Annotated in this window: 14 protein-coding genes; 6 read left to right on the top strand and 8 right to left on the bottom strand. The window is 47.1% G+C overall.

The genetic code is table 11. The annotated features are described in order from the left end of the window. Window positions 1-42 precede the first annotated feature (42 nt). The 3 genes from MIC7113_RS08685 to MIC7113_RS08675 all read right to left on the bottom strand — a co-directional run bounded on the left by MIC7113_RS08685 (window position 43) and on the right by MIC7113_RS08675 (window position 4801). Entirely contained in the window at window positions 43-264 is a 222-nt protein-coding gene (locus MIC7113_RS08685; RefSeq protein ID WP_015181799.1) for a DUF4327 family protein, read from the bottom strand. Window positions 265-499: 235 nt separating this feature from the next. After that, window positions 500-820 (bottom strand): hypothetical protein, encoded by a 321-nt coding sequence (locus tag MIC7113_RS08680; RefSeq protein WP_015181798.1) that lies wholly within the window; start codon window positions 818-820, stop codon window positions 500-502. 387 nt (window positions 821-1207) lie between these two features. After that, window positions 1208-4801 carry a WD40 domain-containing protein gene (locus MIC7113_RS08675; RefSeq protein WP_015181797.1) on the bottom strand — a complete coding sequence of 1198 codons (3594 nt, stop codon included), beginning with the start codon at window positions 4799-4801 and terminating at the stop codon, window positions 1208-1210. 259 nt (window positions 4802-5060) lie between these two features. On the opposite strand from MIC7113_RS08675, the gene MIC7113_RS08670 reads away from it, so the two are divergent. Further along, window positions 5061-5837, top strand: coding sequence for a YdcF family protein (locus tag MIC7113_RS08670; protein ID WP_155897965.1), 777 nt, complete (start codon window positions 5061-5063; stop codon window positions 5835-5837). Here MIC7113_RS08670 and MIC7113_RS08665 read toward each other — a convergent pair. From MIC7113_RS08665 to recQ, 3 genes are all read right to left on the bottom strand, one after another. Then, the gene (locus MIC7113_RS08665; RefSeq protein WP_015181795.1) at window positions 5812-6435 is read right to left on the bottom strand and encodes an Eco29kI family restriction endonuclease; all 624 of its coding nucleotides are present in this window, start codon (window positions 6433-6435) and stop codon (window positions 5812-5814) included. The two genes, MIC7113_RS08670 and MIC7113_RS08665, sit on opposite strands and share 26 nt — an antisense overlap. 24 nt (window positions 6436-6459) lie before the next feature. Beyond that, window positions 6460-7671, bottom strand: coding sequence for a DNA cytosine methyltransferase (locus MIC7113_RS08660; protein WP_015181794.1), 1212 nt, complete (start codon window positions 7669-7671; stop codon window positions 6460-6462). A 293-nt stretch (window positions 7672-7964) separates the two neighbouring features. Further along, window positions 7965-10094: a DNA helicase RecQ gene (recQ, locus tag MIC7113_RS08655; protein WP_041779953.1), complete on the bottom strand. Its 2130-nt coding sequence runs from the start codon at window positions 10092-10094 to the stop codon at window positions 7965-7967. Between the two features lie 20 nt (window positions 10095-10114). Here recQ and MIC7113_RS36095 point away from each other — a divergent pair, with 20 nt between their 5' ends. Beyond that, window positions 10115-10282 (top strand): hypothetical protein, encoded by a 168-nt coding sequence (locus MIC7113_RS36095; RefSeq protein ID WP_155897964.1) that lies wholly within the window; start codon window positions 10115-10117, stop codon window positions 10280-10282. A gap of 88 nt (window positions 10283-10370) precedes the next feature. Here MIC7113_RS36095 and MIC7113_RS08650 read toward each other — a convergent pair whose 3' ends face one another. Continuing rightward, complete coding sequence (locus MIC7113_RS08650; protein ID WP_015181791.1) at window positions 10371-11858, bottom strand: calcium-binding protein; 1488 nt, start codon at window positions 11856-11858, stop codon at window positions 10371-10373. A 343-nt stretch (window positions 11859-12201) separates the two neighbouring features. On the opposite strand from MIC7113_RS08650, the gene MIC7113_RS08645 reads away from it, so the two are divergent. Together MIC7113_RS08645 and MIC7113_RS08640 are read left to right on the top strand one after the other, a co-directional pair. Next, window positions 12202-13605: an NB-ARC domain-containing protein gene (locus MIC7113_RS08645; RefSeq protein ID WP_015181790.1), complete on the top strand. Its 1404-nt coding sequence runs from the start codon at window positions 12202-12204 to the stop codon at window positions 13603-13605. A gap of 197 nt (window positions 13606-13802) precedes the next feature. Further along, window positions 13803-14087 carry a DUF427 domain-containing protein gene (locus MIC7113_RS08640; protein ID WP_015181789.1) on the top strand — a complete coding sequence of 95 codons (285 nt, stop codon included), beginning with the start codon at window positions 13803-13805 and terminating at the stop codon, window positions 14085-14087. 33 nt (window positions 14088-14120) lie between these two features. Here MIC7113_RS08640 and MIC7113_RS08635 read toward each other — a convergent pair whose 3' ends face one another. Further along, entirely contained in the window at window positions 14121-14450 is a 330-nt protein-coding gene (locus MIC7113_RS08635) for a hypothetical protein (RefSeq protein WP_015181788.1), read from the bottom strand. A gap of 272 nt (window positions 14451-14722) precedes the next feature. On the opposite strand from MIC7113_RS08635, the gene MIC7113_RS33155 reads away from it, so the two are divergent. Further along, complete coding sequence (locus MIC7113_RS33155; protein ID WP_015181787.1) at window positions 14723-17227, top strand: right-handed parallel beta-helix repeat-containing protein; 2505 nt, start codon at window positions 14723-14725, stop codon at window positions 17225-17227. 91 nt (window positions 17228-17318) lie between these two features. Beyond that, complete coding sequence (locus tag MIC7113_RS08625; protein WP_015181786.1) at window positions 17319-18101, top strand: SDR family oxidoreductase; 783 nt, start codon at window positions 17319-17321, stop codon at window positions 18099-18101. Window positions 18102-18431: the final 330 nt, after the last annotated feature.

The raw sequence follows: 18431 nt of genomic DNA, 5'->3' as shown, positions 1-18431 counted from the left end.
ACCCCTGAGAGGGGTCTGACAATTTAGGATTGAACTAAAGCTTCAATCGTCGTCCCACTCTTCACGCCCTAAGAGGTCACTAATCGGATCTCTTAGCAAGAAGTCGTTTCGTTCTAACTCACACTCAATACAAACCCATTCTCGCCCAGGAATGTATTGACACAGAGTATAGATCGGTTGCTGACGCATCACCAATCCTTTTTTAACCAATTGACGAGCTTCTTCTTCAATCACATCGAGGGAATATTGAACGGAGTGCATCATAGCTCATCTCCTTCCTTCTCAGCCTGGAATTAACCGTTGAAGCCATGACTGAGCTAGCTCCACCTTCAAAGGTAGGAAAAAATTGAATCGTTGGCGAGAAAGCGGAACTTTTCTTAACGAAGGTTTAAGCGAGTAACGATTCTCAATCTTCAGGGTGCCTTTCACTTGTTGAACAATAATGAGTTGCCGTTAAGAGAGGTAGGGGAAGAGAACTATTTTTTGAGTGATCACTGAATCATCGACTCCCGCCGCTTTTAGGAGGAGGAGGGTTGCCTCTGTCTCCTGGATTTCCTCTGTCCTCAGGAGCAAATCCACCAATCATAAAACGAGAATTGTCTTTTAACTCTACATGATGCGATCGCTTCTGCGGAGTCAGTGTAGGGTTACCTGTATTCGTTTGAGTTGAGGCTACATCGGTTGAGGTGCAATTAAACCGACTATTTTCGGCAAAGGCTTGCATTCCATCATTGACTCTGTTCAAATTAGCAGCCAGGGCATCTGTCCCGCTCAGGAGAACCACTCCAAGAATGATCATCAGCGCTTTCATTTTCTTCATTGGTTCTTTACCCCCTCCCTTATCATGATAGTAATGTTATTATTTCTGATAAAAAGCTTTCTTTAAGAGTTCCTGAGTTTTCCTCTCGCTTTGTAGGGATATAGTAAAGATTTAATTTTTTTACAAGGAAAAAGAAGAATCCGTCTTGAACCTCTTTTACTAGAACAATTCCTCTGGGTCAGGAAATTTTACGTTTTTTTTGACCGATGATAGGGTGTCCGGCAAATGACCCATCATAATGTGGAGAGTTTGTCATGAGGGCTTGAGTTCTCCTGGGAGGGGTACTACAGTGCCTACTACAAATGGAACGAAACAACTGAGCGATCGCTCCATCCCTGTGAAAAAAATATCCTGTTGAAGGGATAGGCTTTCTAATTCGCGGCTCAACTATCTACGAACGGAATCAGGATTGGGATTGGGGCAACCGATTGATGTGTTGGGATGAGTTACCAGGTAATCTTGGAGCCAGTCGCAGCCACGAGCGAGCAAGTCATCTAAATCTTCAATCCGCCACAGCTTAATCATCCCATCCCGCCCTGCCGTCGCCAAGTATTGTCCATTTTGGCTGAAGCTGACACTATAAACTCGGCCTTGATGCCCACTCAATTGAGCAATTTGTAGCCCCGACAATAACCGTAGATGAACCGTACCGTCTTGTCCGGTGGTCGCGATGCGCTGTCCATCCGGGCTAAAAGAGGCACTCAAGACTCCACCCTGATGCGTGTTCAATCGAGCAAGTTCCTGCCCTGATAAGTTCCACCGTCGAACCGTCGTGTCGATTCCTGCCGTAACCAGGCGCTGTCCATCGGGGCTAAAGTTGACACTATAAACCCCATCTTGGTGCGCCCTCCATTGAATGAGTTGCTGTCCAAACAGATTCCACAGTCGCACCGTGCCATCTTTTCCCGCCGTTGCCACCGTGTGTCCATCCGGGCTAAAACTCACACTCCAGATGGCCTCTTTGTGACCCACAAATTGAGCCAACATTTTTCCATTCAAGTCCCAAAGTCTGGCTGTGCCATCCTCTCCAGCACTAACCAGACGCTGTCCATCCGGGCTGAATCGGAGGCTATAAACAGGCCGTTTATGGTCTTTGATTTCCACTAACGCCTCTCCCGACAAGTTCCATAGCCGCACCGTGCCATCCTGCCCTGCCGTCGCCAAGCGCTGCCCATCGGGGCTAAAAACGACAGCATTAATCCCACCCTGATGACCATTCAAGCGAGCTAAAAGCTGCCCCGATAAATTCCACAATCTCGCGGTACCATCTGCTCCAGCAGAGGCTAGGGTTTGCCCATCCGGACTGAAATTAACGCTCCAAGCCTCACCCCAATGTGCCCGCCACCCTGCCAACTGCTGCCGGTCCCGTCCTAATTGCCCAGATAAATCCCAAAGTCGAGCCGTACCATCCGCTCCAGCGGTAGCGAGACGCTGTCCATCAGGACTAAAACTGACACGATAAACCCAGCCTTGGTGACCTTTTAATTCCGCCAATAGCTGTCCAGACAAATCCCAGAGGCGAGTCGTGCCATCAACTCCAGCGGTGGCGATACGCTGCCCATCGGGACTAAAGCTGGCACTCAAGACTAAATCTCGACTTCCCTTCCATTGGGCGAGTAACTGCTTTTGCAAATTCCACAGCCGCACGGTTCCATCTAATCCGGTGACAGTCACCAAACTCTGACCATCTGGGCTAAAACTCACGGTAGAAACAGGCCCACTATGCTGGTATTGAGCCAGTTCTCTCCCCGATAAATCCCAAACTCGAACGGTGCCGTCCTCTCCCGCCGTAGCGAGGCGCTGTCCAACTCCTTGCGCCGCAGAAGTCCCCCCGCGAACGGGGCTAAAACTCACACTCCAGATTTGCCCAATATGACCCTTAAATTGAGTTAACGGTTTTCCCGACAGATTCCATAGTCGGGCAGTGCCATCCTCTGATGCCGTGGCGAGATGCTGTCCATCCGGGCTGAATTTGACACTGGTGAGCTTATCCTGATGTCCCACAAATTGAGCGAGTTGTTTTCCCGACAGATTCCACAGGCGGGCAATGCCATCCTCTGATGCTGTGGCGATGTGTTGTCCATCGGGGCTAAATGTCACGCATTTGACCCTCGCCTGAGCAACTGTGAATTGAGTGAGCTGTTTTCCGGACAAGTTCCACAATCGCACAGTGCCATCCTCTCCGGTGGTGGCGATGTACTGTCCATCGGGGCTAAATGTCACGCTATCCACTCGACCCTGATGACCCTGGAGTTGATTTCGTTCGTGAATATTATCGAGAATGGACTGTAACACCCACAGGGGACTAAGGGCTGGATAGTCGTTCAGGGAGTGATACTCTCCAATCATGGTCTTCAATTTTTGTCCTGCTTCCATGGCGGAGAGGAGGGCTTCGATTTCTTCAGAATCAAAGGAACGTAAAGCCTTGATGCCTTCCTGCTCCAGGCGAACGCCTTGCTGTGCCTGTTTCAGGGCGGGAATAGCCCAGACGGAAACTGTAATCGCTAAAACAAAGCTGCTGACTAATCCACACAACCCGGTGCGAATCGTCTGGGTTGCCTTCTTTTGCGCTTCGGCGAGTATTCGATTAGCTTTTCGTTCTTCTTCTAAGGCAAGTTCGGCCTTTTGTTGTGCCTCAGCTAGAAGCTGCTTGGCTTGCCGTTCGGTTTCTAAGGCAATTTGAATGTCTCGCCGATCTAATTCTTGGCTGGCTCTTAAGAATTGGTAATCATCATTACTGAGGCTTTTGCCAGCCGCCCAAGCTTGAGCCGAGTGCAAGGCTTGTCCCCGCAGCAATCGGGATTCATCCTGGCAATGGGAGGACAGCCAAGCTGCGATCGCTTCTCCATAGGGTCGCAAATCACACAGGGCACGTTCCACCCAAGTTTGATGGAAAACGGCGGCATAGATGGGATTATAAATGCTTAAGCTGCCATGATGCTCGACGACTAACCCCGACAGGCGCAATTCCATTTGTTCGGAACTGTCATCGGCGGCGATTTCTCCCTGCTGTAGAATTTGCTGATACAAGCCTAGGAGTCGAGCGGTACACTGTTGGCTTCGGAATAGGCGATCGCGCAGTGTCTTCAAGTGCTCGGGTTCATCCTGGACTTCCCAATTTTCGATCAGGCGCGATCGCACGAGTTTTTCCACCCACTCTCTCTCCTGTCCCTCTGGAATTGAAGACTCTGCTTTGAGGATTAACTGACACAGTTTTTGGGTGAGAAACGGCTGTCCCCCTGTCCAATCCAAGACGGCTTGCAGTACGCTTTGGGGATTGTGCGCTTTTGGAGCCAAACCAAGAGCTAAGGGTTGAGCTTCCTGGAGTGCAAAACCTGTTAATTCAATTGCTCGACCAATATTAAAGGGGGTGCGTCGCTTGTCTTGAATGAGGCTAGAGGGCGTTGCGACTCCAATTAGGGCAAAGGTTAAGCGTCGGAAATCGGGGCGATCGGCGCGATTGTTATAACAGTCACGAATAACGGCGAAAAAATCATCAATATTGAAATTTAAGCTCAAAATACTGTCAATTTCATCCACAAAAATTACAATATTATGAGGAATTAATTTGAGTAAAATTTCTTCAATAAACTTACTCAATCGCTGAACATTCGACAGCAAATCTTGTTCAGCCCACCAACTAAATAAATCAAATGTTTCATATAAATTTAGGCTCCCCACCAGGCTATCAATGATGCCGGCATACCATTGCTCTGGAGTAATATCATAGGTACCAATCGCCGTAATATCAATTGCCGCACAAGCGACTCCTTCGGCTTGCAGGCGCTGCATCGTCCGTACCCGTAAGCTAGATTTACCCATTTGCCGGGAGTTGAGTACGTAACAAAATTCCCCAGCTTTAAGTCCGTCATACAATTGAGAGTCTGCCTGTCGCACCACATAACTCGGCGCATTGATCGGTAAGCTTCCTCCGACTTGATATTCATAGGCTGAGTGAGTGACGGCGTTGGAATAAAGCACTGGCAAAAATCAATTTTTGCTAGGTGACGGTAGTACTTATCACTGGTGACTGTAGCACTTATGCAATAGGTTGAATCATGAGTCTGGCTGGAGGAGAGCAGGGTATAGGGCACAATCACGAATTTCACCCAAAGTAACACAGCTTTTGCTCTGACTGCGGGAGCATCCCATTTCTTACTTATTTTCAACTTGACAACTAGGAAGGGAACCTAGCCTAAGATGGCGGTGAGTGTACCTTCATGATGAACAGTAAAATCCGATGCTTGAATCCGCTTGGTGCGACCACTCTATGACCCAGTGGCTGACCTTGAAGAATTTGTTGTCTCAGTGGCTCATGACACCGACCTTAATATTAGTTCCACTGGTCATACTGGTAGGATTACTTTGGCTGATTCCACGACGGCGTTGGAAGCGTTTATTCGCTGGTTTAGGAATTATTTTATTGGTAATTTATTTTACAGCCACTTCTTCATTAACGGTTACTTTAGCCAGTCAAGGATTAGTTGCTTTTTTACCTGAAGATTCTGGTGAAACGGTGGATGCAATGGTTGTGTTAGGACGTGGTTATCCATTTAGAGCATCTAGAGTAGAAGTGGCGGCTAAACTGTGGCAAGAACATCGAGCACCTTTGATTTTTGCCAGTGGTGCGGGAGACGCTTCTGAAACCATTGAGCTATTCACCGCAGCAGGTATTCCCAATCAAGCGCTAGCTCACGAAGATTGTTCTCGCACCACGAAGGAAAATGCCGAATTTACGGCAGCAGTGCTCCAACCTCAAGGAGTTAGGACAATTTTACTTGTAACTGACCCCCCTCACATGTTGCGATCGCTCCTTACCTTTCGTCATTTTGGGTTTCAAGTCATTCCCCGTACCAGTCCCCTACCGTCAGAGCTAACGCCTAGGAGAAAAGCTGTGATGGTATTTTATGAATATTTAGCTTTTGTCAGTTATGGATTACAGGGGCGGTTGTTTCCACAAAGTATTTCTGAAGTAACCAGTCTTCAACTCCTCAAGTACAACCCAATTTCTCTTTGATTCGTTGACAGTGTTCCGCAATTTTGACCGCCAAAAGATTCACATCAATCGAATTATTGGCTACAGAAAACTTGGTTGCAAAAGTACGGCCTGGGTGCAATTGATCCCATACAGAACGTTTCTGTCCAGCACGTCCACTGCCGGGGTCATGAATCCCAAATCCCGATATTTCCCAATTCCAAATCGGATTGAAGTGGCGGATTAAAACCGCTTCCCCCCAAGAAACTAAATCGATGTCCATTGCCGCCACTTTGAACTGGAAATCCTCAACAGAAAGATTGTCTACAGCCTGAATTGATTTTTTATGCTCCGATAAACGCCCGTACAAAGTACTACCAATCGTTGTCCGCCCAGTCCGACGACCGCTAGGAGCTGCTTTTCCTACATAAATTGGCATACAGCAAGAATTTAAGTTCGCCTGTTTAATTAGCTCGTACATGGAAAAGTCGCCCCGGTAATATAGGATATATACCCCCACATATTGGCTCAAGTCTGCCTTTAAAGCATTGAGTTCTTGAAGGTTATAGCAATCTTGTTTAGAACAGAAAGCAATCAAACTTTCTGACAGATCGGGCGGGATTCTAAATATTTCTAGCATGGGGTAGATTCTATCAAGCGGCAGCTACACCTGAATCGCCCTTACTCTCAATAGATGCGTTCTGATACTAGAAGCAATCATCTCAGCCAAAGCGACCGGAACGGCATTTCCCAACTGTCGCATCGTCTGCGTCCAACAGTGAGGAAAAAAGTATTCATCTGGAAACGTTTGCAACCTGGCAGCTTCTCGCACCGTGAAATAACGCACCTCCCCCGTGTGGAAAGCCAGCATATTTTCCCCGCCAGGAACACCATGCACTCCCGCCTTTAGCGTTTTGGCGGGTTCATCTAGGGGACTACCAGTGTGACCGGGGTACTTTCTAGCTCCCGGTATGACAACGTGGTTCAGTACCTTGCTAAAGCCTTCCTCACTGCCTGGAACTGGTAAATCCCAAATGGCATCACGCACCGTGCGCCAGGGCTTTGTCAGGGGTGGGAACAAGCTGGACTGGAGATTGTAGAGGCTTGAGCATTGTTTCCTCGGCACTTCCGGTCGCTCACAGAGAGGAACTTGATGCCGTTCCCAGTAATCACCCGTCACCCATTGCTCCCAAAGCATTGCTTCCTGGGAATGGGTTGGTGCCGGGAAAGACCACTCTACGCCTAAGTCGGAACGGAATCCTACAATGAAAACGCGATCGCGCTTTTGGGGAATGCCGTAGTCTGCTGCATTGAGATTGCGAAAGACTACGCGGTAGGACAGTCCATCGTGGCGACCGACAGTATGATGCCGTTCTAATCTTGATAGATGGTCTACCCAATCCTCACCTGGCTTTTGCACAATCTCCGGGTAAGTCAGTTGCAGGATAATGTACTCAAAATACTGGCTGAAAGAAGAACGCAACAGACCTTTCACATTCTCGACCAGGATAGCCTTTGGCTTGAGTTCTCGGACAGCCCTGAAGAACTGGGGGAACATATCTCGCGAGTCATCCCACCCCTGGTGTTTGCCTCCTTGGGAGAAAGGCTGGCAGGGTGGCCCTCCGGCTAGGAGGTCGATTTCACCTTTGACTTGGAGCGTCGTAAAATCGAATTGACTTACATCGGCTTGGAAGACAGGCCAGTCAGCTACAGCCTGGATACCGCGCTGCTGATTAGAGCGAATTGTCAAGCAGGCATCCTTGTCCCGTTCGATCGCAGCTTGATGACGAAAGCCTGCATTTGATATACCGATCGCCAACCCCCCGGCTCCCGTGAAAAGTTCGACCGAGTTCATTGTCAGGATTTTATTAGCCATTGAGTTTATCTCAGCATATTGAAGCTTTTCTGAATCAGTTGGCAGGATACTCAGAAAGGAGGCAGGGAATCGTACTAGCTTCTCTCCCCTTCCCCCTTTCTTTGATTATCATTGTCGTTAACTGAACAGTTAAGTATATTCTCTATATTGACATTGACAAAATCTCTCTGCCTTCACTTGTCACGAATGAATCCAATAAACAAGACGAGTTTATTAAAAAAATAATTTCTCTGACATCTTCGCCATAGGAGAATTCAATCTGAGCGATCGTTCTTGCATCATGAAAATAACTATCAACTCTTTTCTTTTCGCCACCAAGCTCGCACCAGTTGAATTTCCTCATAACTATATTCCTCACCCACATGTTCCCGAAGAGTTTTCAGCGAACTCTCACCTACCACTTGAATCCCTTGAAGTATAATTTTTTGCCGTTCCGGAACCACCAATCGGTTTAAATCCACTGGCTGTTTCATTTCCAGTAACTCACTCAAATGAGTCACAATTGTCCGAGGAGTAAAACCGCGTTTTTGAGCAATTTCTTCAACACTCAACCCTTGCTGATAGTATTGCAGCGTCACCATGTGAGTATTAGCAGGCAAAGGAATCGGTAATTTTTGCTCTTGACAAAATGCCCGAATTTCTGAAACAAATTTATCCCCATATTGATTAACTTTATTCGTCACAACCCCGGAAATTTTGGCAAACGCTTCCAGGGTTTGGGGTTGCTGCTGCGCCATCAATCTCAAACTAGAATCTGCAAAAACAACATAAGGGGCAACTGAGTGGGCATCAGCTATTTGTTTGCGTAACTTTCGTAGGCGTTCCAACAACATTTCGGCTTCAGCGCTTCTAGGATTAATCTCTGCTAACGCTTTAGCAACCGCAGTCTGAGTAATAGCAATTTCAACCGTTCGCTGACTTCGCAGGACTTCCCAACTCAATTTATTGAGCTTTAGAATACGGTAACCATCGGTCGTTTCATCGAGTAATCCTTGATGTAAAAGCGATCGCCCCAACATCTTCCAATCATCAGCACTTCTATCCTTACCAATCCCATAGGTAGAGAGCAAATGATGCCCATACTGCTCAATCTTCTGCTTTCTGGAACCCCTGAGCACATCAATAATATGTGCCATGCCGAAACGTTCTTTGCAACGCGCTACGCAAGACAGAAACTTTTGTGCTTCAATCGTCCAATCTTCTACAGGTTTGGGGTTACGGCAATTATCACAGTTTCCACAATTCCCTTTAAATCGTTCGCCAAAATAACGGAGTTGAATGGTGCGGCGACAGTCGGTTCCTTCCGCGTAATCAATTACCTGACGCAACTGCTGACGCGCAACTCGTTGTTCTTTGGGATCGGGTTTTTGCTCGATGAGATAATCAATGGTGCGGATATTACCAGCACCGAAGAAGAGGGTACAATGTGCAGGTTCCCCATCGCGTCCCGCTCGTCCTGATTCCTGATAGTATCGCTCTAAATTGTGGGGTAAGTCGTAATGGATGACGAAGCGGACATCGGGCTTGTTAATACCCATCCCAAACGCAATAGTAGCTACCATCACCTGCACATCATCTCGAATGAAGCGCGTTTGATTGGTTGCCCTAGCTTCATCACTCATCCCGGCATGGTAGGGTAATGCATCAATCCCATCTTTCTGGAGACGAAAAGCGACTTCATCCACCGCACGACGACTTAAACAGTAAACAATGCCTGAGCCTTTATGGGATTTAATTTTTTTTAAGAGTTGGTTGTAGCTGTGGCGTTCTTTGGGTTGAACTTCGTAGTAGAGGTTGGGACGGTTGAAGCTGGCAATATGGATTCCCGGTTGCCGCAACGTCAGTTGTTCCAGGATATCCTGTTGCACACGTTTGGTGGCAGTGGCGGTGAGGGCGAGAATGGGGATATCGGGATAACGTTGGCGCAGTTGTTTCATCTGCCGATATTCTGGGCGGAAGTCGTGCCCCCATTCTGAAACGCAGTGGGCTTCATCAATGGCAAAGGCGGAAATGCCGATTTGTGCCCGCACTTTCTCCAGAAAGGGCAGAAATTTCTCCCCCAGTAAGCGTTCCGGTGCGACGTAAAGCAACTTGATTTTGCCGTTGAGGATGGCGAGTTCGCGCGATCGCACATCGTCCCAACTCAGCGTACTATTGAGGAATGTAGCCCCAATCCCATTATCCACAAGGGCATCCACTTGGTCTTGCATTAGAGCAATCAAGGGGGATACCACTACCGTTAAACCCGGTTTTAGCAGTGCGGGCAGTTGGAAACACAGAGACTTCCCGCCCCCTGTGGGCATGATAACCAGTAAATCCCGTTGCGCGAGCGCTTCTTCAACAATCTGTCTTTGTCCTGGGCGAAAGGCATCATAACCAAAGAAGTGTTTGAGTGCTTCCTCCAGGGATTGCAACTGGTACATGATTGATTGGTTTTGCGCTGATGATGCGATTATTGTACCAACCGCAGATGAATACAGTCTGCTTGCATCCAGGACGGATCGGGTATTTGGGCAAGCCGTGTAACGAAAAATGCGATCGCCCGGTGTTAATTGAGGCGATCGCATTTCACAAACTAATCGATCAAAAGCTTTTGATTTACTGCAAGTGAGCTAGTAACTCCACTTTTCATCCCGATATGCACCGATGTACTCATACGACAACGGTTATTTTCCAGACAATCCTACTCTATCGCTCTGCTACAAAATGATGTCAGCCGCAGCAATAGACGCCAATCCATTGAGCTGAATCTCCATGTCGGCAACGATGTTACCATCACCATTGATTTCCGCTTGCAAAATCAGGTTGGTACCACTGGTGAAAAAGCGGACTTCACCACCGGTTCCACTGAAGTTGTTGGTTCCGATAAAGGTGAAAGCTTGGTTACCTGCAATGTTCAAATCAGCATCGATGGACGAGAGATCGAGCAGGTCAAATCCCCCATTGAAGTCGAGGATGACATCTCTTTGAGCACCCACAGCACTTTCTGAAGTACTGAAGAAGCGGTAGATATCATCCCCGTCCCCGTCACTCATCGTGTCCCGACCAGCACCTCCCACAAGAATGTCATTACCGCTACCCCCTATGAGGGTGTCGTTACCCGCACCGCCATTCAAGGTGTCATCGCCATCACCACCGGATAGGCTATCGTTGCCAAAATCGATAGACGAATCATCACCCGTCAGGCTATCGTTTCCAATGCCACCGAGTAAGGTGTCGTTACCGGCTTCTCCTTGGAGGGTATCATTTCCATCACCCCCATCGAGGAGATCGCCAATCGTATCCACTGCTCCCAGAGTATCTGAGTTTAGGAAATCATTGCCACTGCCACCAATCAGAGTATCGGCACCCCCTTGACCTAGGAGAGTGTCATTACCCGCACCTCCATCTAAGGAGTCATCGCCACTACCACCATCAAGGCTGTCATTCCCCGCACCACCATTCAAGGAATCATTGCCGGTTCCACCTTCTAAGGTATCGTTACCGTTTTCTCCCCGGAGGGTGTCATTACCCGCACCACCATCCAAAAGATCGCCAATTGTATCTACACTTCCCAGCGTGTCGGAGTCGAGTAAATCATCGCCACTGCCACCAATCAGAGTATCGGCACCCCCTTGACCTAGGAGAGTGTCATTGCCAGTACCTCCATCTAAGGAGTCATCGCCACTACCTCCATCAAGGCTGTCATTCCCCGCACCACCATTCAAGGAATCATCGTCGGTTCCACCTTCTAAGGTATCGTTACCGTTTTCTCCCCGAAGGGTGTCATTACCCGCACCGCCATCCAAAAGATCGCCAATCGTATCCACACTTCCCAGCGTGTCGGAGTCGAGTAAATCATCGCCACTGCCACCAATCAGAGTATCGGCACCCCCTTGACCTAGGAGAGTGTCATTGCCAGTACCTCCATCTAAGGAGTCGTTGCCAGCACCTCCATCAAGGCTGTCATTGCCTGCATTACCGAACAGAGTGTCATTGCCAGCGCCACCATTAAGCGTATCGTTGGTGTTAAGAGCGTTGAGAATGTCATTACCATCCAGTCCATTGATGGTATCAGGAAGATCGATGATGATACCAGGAAAGATGAAAGAGAGATCAACGACGCCATTCAGGGCAGGGCGAAAGATAAAGGGAATGCCGTTGAATGTATTGTTATCGTTGAAATTGGTCCCGTTAATTGTTGCCATAAAGAGCCTTTGGTTAACATTGCTTCGTCTTATGGCACAAGACTAGCTATCGCCTAGCAGGAAAACACCTAAGGAGCGTTAGCAGTTCATTAGGTTGTTGTATTAGGTAAACGCTCAAATATGAACTTTTATAAAATATTCCGTAATTTTCTCTCCTTGACTTGATAACTCAAGATTAAGGTCTTAGTTAGAAAAAATAAGCAGAGAGCGATTAATTGTTGTATTTAACACATTCGATTAGATTTCTTCGATAAGTTGTAGCTTCTCTGTGCAAAGCTGAAATTTATATTTTTAGGGCGTATCTGCTCTCGTCTATCTTTAACAAGGCTCTCTAGAGATTTTGATGATGAGACATAATAGAAAAAACATTGAATGCGAACTGTTTGTCAACGTCAATAAATTATGGAATTTAGAAGAATTATATTCAGATTTAGCCAATCAAAAATCAACAGGCAGAGAAAAAAAGATTGAACTAACATCTGTTGAAAAAGCCATTTTGCGAGGATTGTTGTGTAATTACTCTCCCAAAGAGATAGCTACTGCTCTCCATTGGAACTCTGGCTCAATCTGCGTAGAACTCACTAAAGGGTTATATCGATACGTTGAAATACTAACGGGGAGGGAGTCAAACTCGCTCAAAAACTGGAGAGATATTTCTATTTGGCTGGAAGCAGCAGGATACAAAACTCTCAAACCTCATCAAGACTGGGGCGATGCACCGGAACTCTCTGTTTTCTACGGACGCACGAGTGAACTGCAAACCCTCAAGCAATGGATTACGCAACAGCAGTGCCGACTAGTGGCAATCTTGGGTCAGGCAGGAATTGGTAAGACAACTCTAGCTGTGAAATTAGCTCAAGAAATTCAGGGTGAGTTTAAGTATATAATCTGGCGATCGCTACGCCATGCTCCACCACTTAATCATCTTCTGATCCAACTCATCCAATTTCTGTCTAACCAGCAACAATGCAGCTTACAAGAAGACACCAAAGTTTTAATTTCTCGCTTTACAGAGTGTTTACACCAGCATCGCTGCTTGGTCGTGTTTGATGATGCCCAGATACTGATGCGAAGTTATACTCACGCGGGACAGTATCGTGAGGGATATGAAGGTTATAGCGATCTACTGGCACAGGTGGGACGAGAGCGGCATCAAAGTTGCCTGGTATTTAATAGTCGTGAAAAACCGATGCAAATGGAGCTACTGGAACAAGAATCCCCTTACATTGGTTCCTTGAAAATTAATGGATTGCTGCCAAAAGAAGCCCAAAAAATATTAACTAAAAATGGTTTAACGGGAAATATCAAAGAACTAGAAAATCTTATTAATTTATACCAAGCAAATCCCTTGGCATTACATATAGTGACCAAAACAATCGATGATTTGTTTGACAATAAAATATCTGATTTTTTAACTTGGAGGCAGGTCATTGTTCCCGAACCTTTTCAAACAAAAGTGATTGAACAGTTGAATCGCCTAGATGACTCTGAAATGCAGATTATCAGTTATCTAGCAAGGAGTCGTACACCCGTTGTGCGAGAACAATTACGACATGATATTCACTTGGGTTCTGATTCTAAACTAATCAATGCTTTAAACTCTCTGGAGCGACGCTCAATCTTGGAGAAAATTAGAGAAAGGAGTCAAACATTCTTCACAATCTCTCCGGTTGTTATGAATGTGATTAGAGAGCATTACAACATTGACGTACCTTACTCTACTGCTAGATTTTTGTCCTCAACCTAAAGGTACTTCATGGTGAACAGATTGGGCGTTAGCTAGACGTTAGTCTAGTCATTACAAAAATTGGGTAGTGGGAGGACACAATGAGAGGATGGCAAAATCAAAATTTTATCCATAAACGGCTCTCCATCTTTCTGTCCCCTGCCTGACGATGAAGTCGGTCATAATAGTAAGCAGAAGGTTTATTAAGTTAAGTAACAATGCCCAAAGCAATCTGGAATGGTGCGGTTCTCGCCGAGAGTGACAAGTGCGTAGTGGTGGAAAACAACCAGTACTTCCCCCCGGACGCCATCAAAAAGGAGTACTTTAAGGAAAGCAATACCCATACCACCTGCCCGTGGAAGGGCGTGGCTAGCTACTACAGCATTGAAGTAGACGGACAGGTTAACAAAGATGCGGCTTGGTACTATCCAACAGCGAAAGACAGGGCAAAGAATATTGAAGGCTATATCGCGTTCTGGAAAGGTGTGAAAGTCGAGATGTAGTGAGTAATTTTCAGGGCAAGGCATGTCTTGCCCCTACATAGATTTTCCACTGGTTTTAATGGCATTAATCAGTTCAGCTCGGTAATCTATATCTGCTTCGGCATTGCCACTAGTTAAGGTGCTGCCGAAGCGATTCACGTTTAATTCATTATTCAGCAGCGTGTTGAGGATATCTAACTGAGCGTCGAGAATTTTGGGGCGTTTTTCGTACCAAGTGGCAATGATTTCTGATATCTTCTCTTCATCCTCAGGCAGAGAAGCGGCAAGCTTATCCAGGATAGCCCAATCTTGAGGAGAAAAGAGCGATCGCTTCGTTTTCAAGACCTCAATAAAGGCGGCGATGTTCTGTTCATGAAATGACATTACCAGAGTCCTCAAATTTTTTGGCTTGCCCCTTGATGGCGGTGTTGTTTAGATGTACATCTAACTTGCTTCAAGCCTTATATATCTTACTACTCTCTATGAGCGATCGCTCTATTGAGGAACAACATCAGCACTTTCTTTCATAAAAACTGTTTTGATTTGGCTTCAAGAGAGACTCAATCAGACTTATGATTTTTTAGAGAGTCACACTCCAGCCTGGATGAGTTGACAGGGGCACACTAACCATTATTTACATACACCAAATATAGCCAATGGACAATTTAATTTTAATCATAGGCTTGATCGGCTTGATCGTAGGTTCCATCGCAATTTGGTTGAACAAGCAGACAAACACACGTAACCGCATCAGCCATGAGCGTGCCAAAAATGCGTTATTACAGTTTGAAACACGCTTAGATGCCATAGATAGGCAATTACAGCAGGAACGTACTGCACTCCCTGCTGAACTCACAACGCTACCGACTCAAATAGAAACTATCCAACAGAATTACTCCCAGCTTCACTCTCAAGTCTCAGAACTCCAAACCCATGTAGACACCCAAGATGGGGAGCGTCTGCAACTCAATTCCCAAGTAGCAGAACTGCAAAACCAGTTTCTCACGATTCAGCAGGAACGCAGCCAACTGTCCTCTCAACTTCCCCAACTGCAAACTGACTTAGAGGCAACCACTCAAGAACGCGAGGATCTAAGCTTCCAACTATTAGAACTGCAAAACCAACTAGAAACCCTAACTCAGGAACGAGAGCAATTGCATGGGCAACTCTCGCAACTGCGCCAGCAAATGGACGGCATTCAGCAGGAGAGTGTACCCCTACACTCGGAGTTCGCCGAACTACAAAACCAGTTTCTCACGATTCAGCAAGAACGCAGCCAACTGTCCTCTCAACTTCCCCAACTGCAAACTCAGTTAGAGGCAACCACTCAAGAACGCGAGGATCTAAACTTCCAATTCTTAGAACTGCAAAACCAACTGGAAACCATAACTCAGGAACGAGAGCAATTGCATGGGCAACTCTCACAACTGCGCCAGCAAATAGACGGCGTTCAGCAGGAGAGTGTACCCCTACATTCGGAGTTCGCCGAACTGCAAAACCAATGGCTCAATGTCCAACAAGAGCGCAGCCAACTGGACTTACAACTTCCCCAACTGCAACAGGAATTAGAAACGAGCAACCAAGTTCGTGAGTACCTCAATTTCCAACTGTTGGAACTGCAAAGCCAACTGGAAACCCTAACTCAGGAACGTGAATACCTATCCTCCCAATTATCTCAATTGCGTCAGCAAATCCACAGCCTCACTTCAGAACCTGCGCCGCTACACTCTGAGTTCGCCGAACTGCAAAACCAGTTGCTCAATGTTCAACAAGAACGCAGTCAACTCGACTTACAACTTCCCCAATTGCAACAGGAATTAGAAACGAGCAACCAAGAGCGCGAGTATCTCAATTTCCAACTGTTGGAACTGCAAAGCCAACTGGAAACCCTAACTCAGGAGCGTGAATACCTATCCTCTCAACTGTCTCAATTGCGTCAGCAAATCCACAGCCTCACTTCAGAGCCTACACCCTTACACTCGGAGTTCGCCGAACTGCAAAACCAATGGCTCAATGTCCAGCAGGAGCGCAGTCAACTGGACTTGCAACTACCTCAATTACAAAGCCAATTTGAGCAGACTCAGCAAGCGAGTGAGTACCTGAACTTTCAACTGCCCCAACTCCAAAGTCAATTGGAAACCTTGACTCAGGAACGAGAGTATCTGCACTCCCAACTGTCCGAACTGCGCCAGCAAATCGACAGCGTCCAACAAGAACGTACACCACTACAGTCCGAATTCACCGAAGTGCAAAACCAACTGCTCACCCTCCAGCAGGAACGCACTCAACTGCACTCCCAACTTTCTCAGTTGCAACGCCAATTAGCCCAAGTGAGTCAAGAGCGGGAGCAACTGCGCTCTCAACAGTCCCAACTCCAAAACCCCTTAGAAACTCTTACCTCAGAGCCTGCGTCCAACCAGCCTCAGCCCGTTGAAGTGCCACAGCCGATAGACATCTCTCCGTCGGACGTAACCGTTTCCAGGAATGAAGGTTGGATTGTGTCTCAACAGGGTCAGGGAGATTATCGTACCATTCGTGAGGCCATCCGCAATGCTAAAGAGGGCGATCGCATTTTCATCCGTCCAGGGTTATACCAAGAAAGCCTAATTATCGACAAGACCCTAGAAATTATTGGTGATGGGGAACTAGAGGAAATCATTATCGAGAGTGAAGACTCGAATTGCCTACGGATGCAAACCGAATCTGCCTTGGTCCGTGGCTTAACCCTGAGCGAGCTAGGCAGGCACTATACCGTAGATATTTCCCAAGGGCAACTCATCCTCGAAGACTGTAATATTACAGCCAACTCCAACTATAGCGTGGTGGCGATTGGTGGCCCGACAGCGAACCCCGTCATCCGTCGCTGCCACATCTATAAAGGAAAATGGAATGGAATTTGGGTTTCCAATAATGCCAGGGGCACGGTGGAAGACTGCAATATCTTTGAAAATGGCAGTTCTGGGGTAGGGATTGGACAAGGTGCCAAATTAATTATCCGGCGTTGTCAAATTAATCAAAACGGCGGGAAAGCGATCGCTGTGTACAACAAAGGTGAAGCCACCGTTGAAGATTGTAACTTGACAGGAAACGCCGGAGGTGCATGGGAAATTGCCCAAGGCGGTTATGTCCGCAGCACGAGGAATGTGGATGATGAAAGCTAACTTGTTCAGACTTCCCTCACAAGAGGGATGATCATCCCTCTCCCTTTGTTGAACCATCAAATTAGGTTAGGGAATTAAGGGAGAATCAGTCATGCAACTCACAGGGAAAGTCGCATTAATTACAGGTGCCGGTTCCGGTATCGGGAAGGCGACTTCCCTACTGCTGGCAAAAGAAGGGGCGAAAATCGCTGTATTAGGACGAACCGAGGACGAACTTCAAGAAACCGTTGCTCAAATCCAGAATTCTGGCGGTGAAGCCATACCCGTCGGTGCCGATATTTCTCAACCCGATGAGATGCAACAAGCGGTGCAAAAAATAATTAATCAATGGGGGCGTCTCGATATCGTTTTCGCCAATGCTGGGATCAATGGTGTTTGGGCACCGATTGAGGAGTTGGAACCCCAGGAATGGAATAAAACGATTAATGTCAATCTCACCGGCACCTTCTTGACGGTTAAGTATGCCGTGCCTTACCTGAAAAAACAAGGTGGTTCCGTGATTATCACCTCCTCCGTGAATGGCACACGCATCTTTAGCAATACGGGGGCTACCGCCTACTCCTGCACAAAAGCCGCTCAAGTTGCCTTTACCAAGATGGTGGCATTAGAACTTGCCAAGCACCGTATCCGTGTCAATGTGATTTGTCCAGGAGCCATTACCACGAATATTGATGAAAATACGGAGCGACGAGATTTAGAGGAGATTCAGGAACCCGTTGAGTTTCCTGAGGGTAAGATTCCCCTGACAGATGGCAAACCAGGCTCCTCTGAGCAGGTGGCTCAGCTCGTGTTATTTTTGGCATCAGAGGCTTCGGGCCATATTACGGGGACGGAAATGTGGATTGATGGGGGTGAGTCATTGCTGAAAGCGTGACAGCCATAACTCAAGCAACACTCTGGGGAGCATCCCAAATGTGCAAGCTTTAAACAAGGGTAAGGAAAGTTTATATCTAATACTCCCCTGTCCTCACTAAAGCTCTGGCCCAGCTCCCCAGCTCCCATACTCTGAGGGGGGTGAGGGGTGGGGGATATCGCCACGTCACTCCTAAATTCGTGTAAAAGTAGATGCGATCGCTGACTCTGTCAAATACCCCGGCTACTGCGTTAAAGTCGGGGCTTAGACTTGTCTCCCTACTACTGCGTTGACTGGAGTTGGGCGGTGAAAAGGGAGACTTTTTTCAGGTTGCTGGAAGAACTCTGATTC

The organism is Allocoleopsis franciscana PCC 7113, assembly GCF_000317515.1.
GTDB classification, from domain to species: domain Bacteria; phylum Cyanobacteriota; class Cyanobacteriia; order Cyanobacteriales; family Coleofasciculaceae; genus Allocoleopsis; species Allocoleopsis franciscana.
The sequence above is the reverse complement of the archived record's forward strand: the minus strand, read 5'-3'. Positions and strand labels throughout refer to the sequence as shown.